Consider the following 4711-nt stretch of genomic DNA (forward strand, 5'->3'; position numbering starts at 1 on the left):
GACCGTCCGGCGCGCCTCGACGACGGTGAGTCGGTTGCCCGCGGGGCCGAGGTCGGGAGCCCGCTCGACCCGCGTGACCGCGGCGTCCGCCGGGACGACGGAGGAGACCGCGACGAGGTTGTAGTTGTGGAGGTTCGCGTCCGCAAGCGCGGAATCGTAGGAAGCCATCGCCGTGTCGGCGACACCGACGCCGCCAGCGACGTGGATCGTGTTCATTAGCGGAGTTCGACGACGTTCGTGGTAAGGGGTTACGGATCGGCTGAGAGGGCCAGCGGCGGCGAACAGGCGCGCTCCGCGGACCGCTCAGTACTGGTAATTGATGACGCGCTCGTCGGTGTTTTCCGCGTCTTGGAGCTTCGCGCGCGCCTGCTCGAAGTCGGCCTGAACGACTTCGGTCCGCCCGTCACGGATGGCGAACATCCCCGCTTCCGTCGCGAGCGAGGCGATATCCGCGCCGCTGTACCCCTCGAGCTCGCGGGCAACGACACCGACGTCGACGTCGTCGGCGACGTTCATGTCGCGGGTGTGGATCTCGAGGATGCGCTCGCGACCTTCAGGACCGGGCTCGGGCACCTCGATGAGGCGGTCGAAGCGACCGGGTCGGAGGATCGCTTCGTCGAGCATATCGAAACGGTTCGTGGCCGCCATGATGCGGATCTCGCCGCGCTCGTCGAACCCGTCCATCTCGCTGAGCAGCTGCATCATCGTCCGCTGGACCTCGGCGTCGCCGGAGGTCTTCGAGTCGGTCCGTTTGGTCGGCCGCCAGCTCGAACAGGTCACGGACGAGCCGAGCCCCCTCGCCGATGAACTTCCGAACGAGCTCGGAGCCGGCCATCTTGATGAACGTCGCGTCCGACTCGTTGGCGACCGCTTTCGCCAGCATCGTCTTCCCCGTCCCCGGCGGGCCGTGGAGCAGCACGCCGCTCGGGGGCTCGACACCGACCGTCTCGAACTGCTCCGGGTTCTCGAGCGGGTCCTCGACCGCCTCGCGGACCTCACGGATCTGATCGTCGATGCCGCCGATGTCGTCGTAGGTGACGTCCGGCGACGCCGTGACCTCCATCGCCTGTGCGCGTGAATCCGTCTCGTCGTCGAGCACCTGCTGGACCGCGAACGAGTCGTTGATCGCGACGCGGTCGCCGGGACGGAGGTCGGCGTTCAGACGGGTCGCCGTCTGTGTCAACACTTCCTGGTTGTTTCCGTGCTGTTTGATGACGACCCCATCTTCGGTGATCTCTTCGACCGAGGCGATGTACAGCGAGGACGTCTTCAGCACTTCGTTCTCGCGTTTCAGCTCGTCGACGTCGGATTTTAGCTCGCCGCGCCGCCCGCGGGCGTCGTCGAGCCGGTCGGCCAGCTCGTCGTTCATCCGGACGATGCGGCGGTAGTGTTGCCGTATCGCCTCCAGCCGCTCCGCCTCGCTCATCTCCGGATCGAGTTCCAGACGAGGGCGATCGGGGAGTGAAGGACTATGAGACATTCGTTACCCGTCGTACGGCGTGCCCGTAAATGTGCCTTTGGGTCACGGCGGTTCGACGGCCGCAGAGCAGCGGCGCTCGATGGGTCCCACCGAGAGTATCACAGTTGATAAATTACCCGGTGGGTTTTATGCCGACGAACGGGAAATCGACACGTATGAGTCGACGAAACGCAACCGCTCGCGGGCCGAAACCGGTCGCCGCGAGTAGCCAACCGACCGCGACCAAGGGGTCATGACCGACCCTCAGTTGACCGCGGACGAGCCCTCCCCAACGGTCCTCGCCGTCGACGACGAACCCGACCTGGCGGAGCTGTATCGGGTGTATCTCGATGACGCCTACGACGTCCGCGTCGCGACCGGCGGCGAAGAAGCGCTCTCGATGATGGACGACACCGTCGACGTCGTGTTGCTCGACCGACGGATGCCGAAGATGTCGGGTCACGAGGTGCTCGACGCGATCCGCGAGGAGGGATACGACGCGCGGGTCGCCATGCTGACCGCGGTCGAACCCGACGTCGACATCGTCGACATGCCGTTCGACGACTACAAAACGAAGCCGGTCACCCGCGAGGATCTCGTCGCGCTCGTCGAAGTGCTGCTCCATCGGGCGGCGTTCGACGAACGGAGCCAGCGGTTCTTCGCGCTCGCCTCGAAGAAGGCGGCGCTCGAAGCCTCCGGGATGACCGGAACGGAAGAGTACGAGGAGTTGATGGACCGGATCCGTTCGGTCCGTTCGGAGGTCGACGAGACGCTCGATCACCTCTCGGCGGAGGACGCGTTCGTCGAGATCACTAGCCACGCACCCTAGATCGAGGGGGTCGGGTGGAGTTATTCGATCCGTAGGTCACCGCCGGCAGCGCCGTCGCCGCCGTGCTCGTCCCACTCCAGCTCGAACTCGATGCTGAGCTCGCCGGGCCCGTCGGCGGGGCCCTCCCGTTCCGCTTTCACCTCGAACGTCGGTCGCGACGGCGGGTCCATCGTCACCGATTGGTCGCCGGCGGCGAGCGTGATACTCTCGCCGGCCTCCAGTGCGTCCGCGACGGTTCGGAGGTACGAGGCGATCTCCGCGCGAGTCCGACCGCTTTCCGACTCGAAGAGGACTTCTTCAGGCATGCCCGGGAGAACGCGCTGTGGGCATATAAACCCGCTCGGGCACGCCCCCTGATCGGGAGCCGGCCGAACAAGCGGCTCGGACGGGCGAGCAAGCGGCTCGGACGGCCGGTTCAAACGGACGGACCGAGCCGCCGTTATCGGAACCCGTCTTCGAACACGAACGTCCCGTCGCGCTGGACGACCTCGCCGTCGACCTCGATAGTGGAGTCCTCGCTCATGTCGACGATCATGTCGACGTGTTCGGCGGACTCGTTGGTCTCGTTCCCCTCGCCGACCGTTTCGGGGTACGCGGAGCCGACGGCCATGTGGACGGTGTCGCCCATCTTCTCGTCGAACAGCATGTTGTACGTGAACCGGTCGATCTGACGGTTCATCCCGATCCCGAGCTCCCCGAGATAGCGCGACCCCTCGTCGGTGTCGAGGATCCCGGTGAGGAGCTCCTCGTTGCGCTCGGCCGAATGTGAGACGACTCGCCCGTCTTCGAATCGAAGGCGGACGCCGTCGATCTCGCGGCCGTACCGGTACAGCGGGAGGTCGAAGTGGACCTCGCCCTGGACGCTGTCGCGGACCGGGGCAGTGAACACCTCGCCGCCAGGGAGGTTCGCCTCGCCGTGGTCGTTGAGCGCCTCGTTGCCGGCGATCCGCATCGTAACGTCGGTGTCGTCGCCGGACCGGATCCGGACCTCGTCGGCGTCGTTCAGGATATCGACCAGTTGGGCTTGGAACTCCCGTTGTGCGTCCCAGTCGAGCGAGACCGCGTCCCAGACGAAGTTCTCGTAGGCCTCGGTGCTCATCCCGGCGAGCTGGGCTTGCGCCGGTGTCGGGTACCCCGTGAGACACCACGTCTTCGAGAGCCGCTCGCGTTTCACGTCCTCCATCGCCCGGTTGTACGCGGCGTTCGTCTCCGGCGCGACGTCGGCGTCCTCGGTGACGTTCGCGCCCCCACGGGCGATGACGAACACGTCCGTCTCCTCGTACAGCGCGCGCCGGTGGGCCGGCTCCTCGAACCCGTCGGCGGCGCGTTTGAACGCCCGATCGGCCCGTTTCGAGTAGTTCAGATACACCGGGTTCGCCCCTCGGTCGCCACAGACCTCGTGGAGGGCGACAGCGAGGTCCTCGGCCTCCGTCGGCAGCTGGATGACGACGTCGTCGCCCGACTCGATCCCGGTCGAGTGGTCCGCGATGATCTCGGCGTGTTCACGTACGCGTGCGTCCATGTCCCGTTCGTCTCGCCCCGACGGATTACCGTTTTCCTTTCCGCGTCCCGAGACGGCGGGGAGCGGCCTACGGCAGACAGGAGCGGCCTACGGCAGATGGACACGGCCTACGGCAGACGGATACGGCCTACGGCAGATGGATACGCCGTGCGGGGTAGCGACCGTGTGCGGCAACGAAACCGTACACAACGGGTTTGACCCCGCCCCGCGTAGACGGACCATGGCCCGGATCGCGTTCCGGCTCGTCGCGGCGACGGTCGGCGTCTCCCTTCTCGTCGGCTACCTGCTCGCGGCGCTGCTCGTCGTCGAGGGGTTCCGCGTCCTCTGGTCGCTCGTGCCGGGGCTCCTCGAACTCGCCGCCCTCCTCGTCGTCGCGGCCGTCCTGTCGACGTATCTCAGCTACCGGTTCGGGACCACCCGGCTCGTCACGGCTATCGAGTCCGACAGCGTCCCCCGTGCTCAAGCCCCGGGGCTCCACCGGCGACTCGACGAGCTCGTCGCCCGGATGGACGTCGCGCGGCCGACGCTGTACGTCGCGGACCTCCACACGCCGAACGCGTTCGCGGTCGGCGGGGACGACGGCGGCGCGCTCGTGATGGACCGCTCGCTGTTCCGGCTCCTTTCCGCACCGGAGATCGAGGCGATCCTCGCACACGAGCTCGCCCACCTGGAGGCGAACGACGGGGTCGTTACCGCGGTCGCGGACGGGCTCGCTCGGACGCTCGTCGGGGTCGCGACGCTGTCGGCGGTCCCAGCGCTGTTAGTGCTCTCCGGACTGGCAGCGGGGTCGGCGTGGATCCGGGGGCGACCCGGCGATCGGTCGGGCGTGTTCTCGCGGCTCCGCCGCGGCCTCGTGGCGGGGCTGATCGGCGGCTTCGTGCTCGCGACGCTGCTCGTTCGA

5 protein-coding genes and 1 pseudogene are annotated in these 4711 nt (G+C 67.3%); 2 read left to right on the forward strand and 4 right to left on the reverse strand.

Going from position 1 to position 4711, the window contains the following annotated elements:
- Nucleotides 1-216: pyruvoyl-dependent arginine decarboxylase (locus ACFQEU_RS12285; RefSeq protein WP_379782544.1), on the reverse strand; the 216-nt coding region annotated here is incomplete at its 3' end.
- 87 nt (nt 217-303) lie between these two features.
- A pseudogene (gene pan2, locus ACFQEU_RS12290) lies at nt 304-1480 on the reverse strand (proteasome-activating nucleotidase Pan2).
- Nucleotides 1481-1712: 232 nt separating this feature from the next.
- Between pan2 and ACFQEU_RS12295 the strand changes: the two are divergent.
- On the forward strand, nt 1713-2288 hold the full coding sequence (locus ACFQEU_RS12295; RefSeq protein WP_379782546.1) for a response regulator: 576 nt from the start codon (nt 1713-1715) through the stop codon (nt 2286-2288).
- Nucleotides 2289-2308: 20 nt separating this feature from the next.
- Here the strand turns inward: ACFQEU_RS12295 and ACFQEU_RS12300 are convergent, their stop codons facing one another.
- Both ACFQEU_RS12300 and ACFQEU_RS12305 read right to left on the reverse strand, forming a co-directional pair.
- A complete protein-coding gene (locus ACFQEU_RS12300; protein ID WP_379782549.1) occupies nt 2309-2593 on the reverse strand; it encodes an amphi-Trp domain-containing protein in 285 nt (94 codons plus the stop codon).
- A 134-nt stretch (nt 2594-2727) separates the two neighbouring features.
- Nucleotides 2728-3810 carry an aminopeptidase gene (locus ACFQEU_RS12305; protein ID WP_379782551.1) on the reverse strand — a complete coding sequence of 361 codons (1083 nt, stop codon included), beginning with the start codon at nt 3808-3810 and terminating at the stop codon, nt 2728-2730.
- Nucleotides 3811-4030: 220 nt separating this feature from the next.
- Between ACFQEU_RS12305 and ACFQEU_RS12310 the strand changes: the two genes are divergently transcribed.
- The coding region (locus tag ACFQEU_RS12310) for a M48 family metallopeptidase (protein ID WP_379782553.1) at nt 4031-4711 on the forward strand (681 nt) is incomplete at its 3' end.

The organism is Halorubrum tibetense (assembly GCF_042661865.1).
In the GTDB taxonomy this organism is placed as follows: Archaea; Halobacteriota; Halobacteria; order Halobacteriales; family Haloferacaceae; genus Halorubrum; species Halorubrum tibetense.

Excerpts from the sequence above, each read along its gene's own strand:
- ACFQEU_RS12295 (WP_379782546.1), top strand. The coding sequence starts at position 1,713 with ATGACCGACCCTCAGTTGACCGCGGACGAGCCCTCCCCAACGGTCCTC.
- ACFQEU_RS12300 (WP_379782549.1), bottom strand. The coding sequence starts at position 2,593 with ATGCCTGAAGAAGTCCTCTTCGAGTCGGAAAGCGGTCGGACTCGCGCG.
- ACFQEU_RS12305 (WP_379782551.1), bottom strand. The coding sequence starts at position 3,810 with ATGGACGCACGCGTACGTGAACACGCCGAGATCATCGCGGACCACTCG.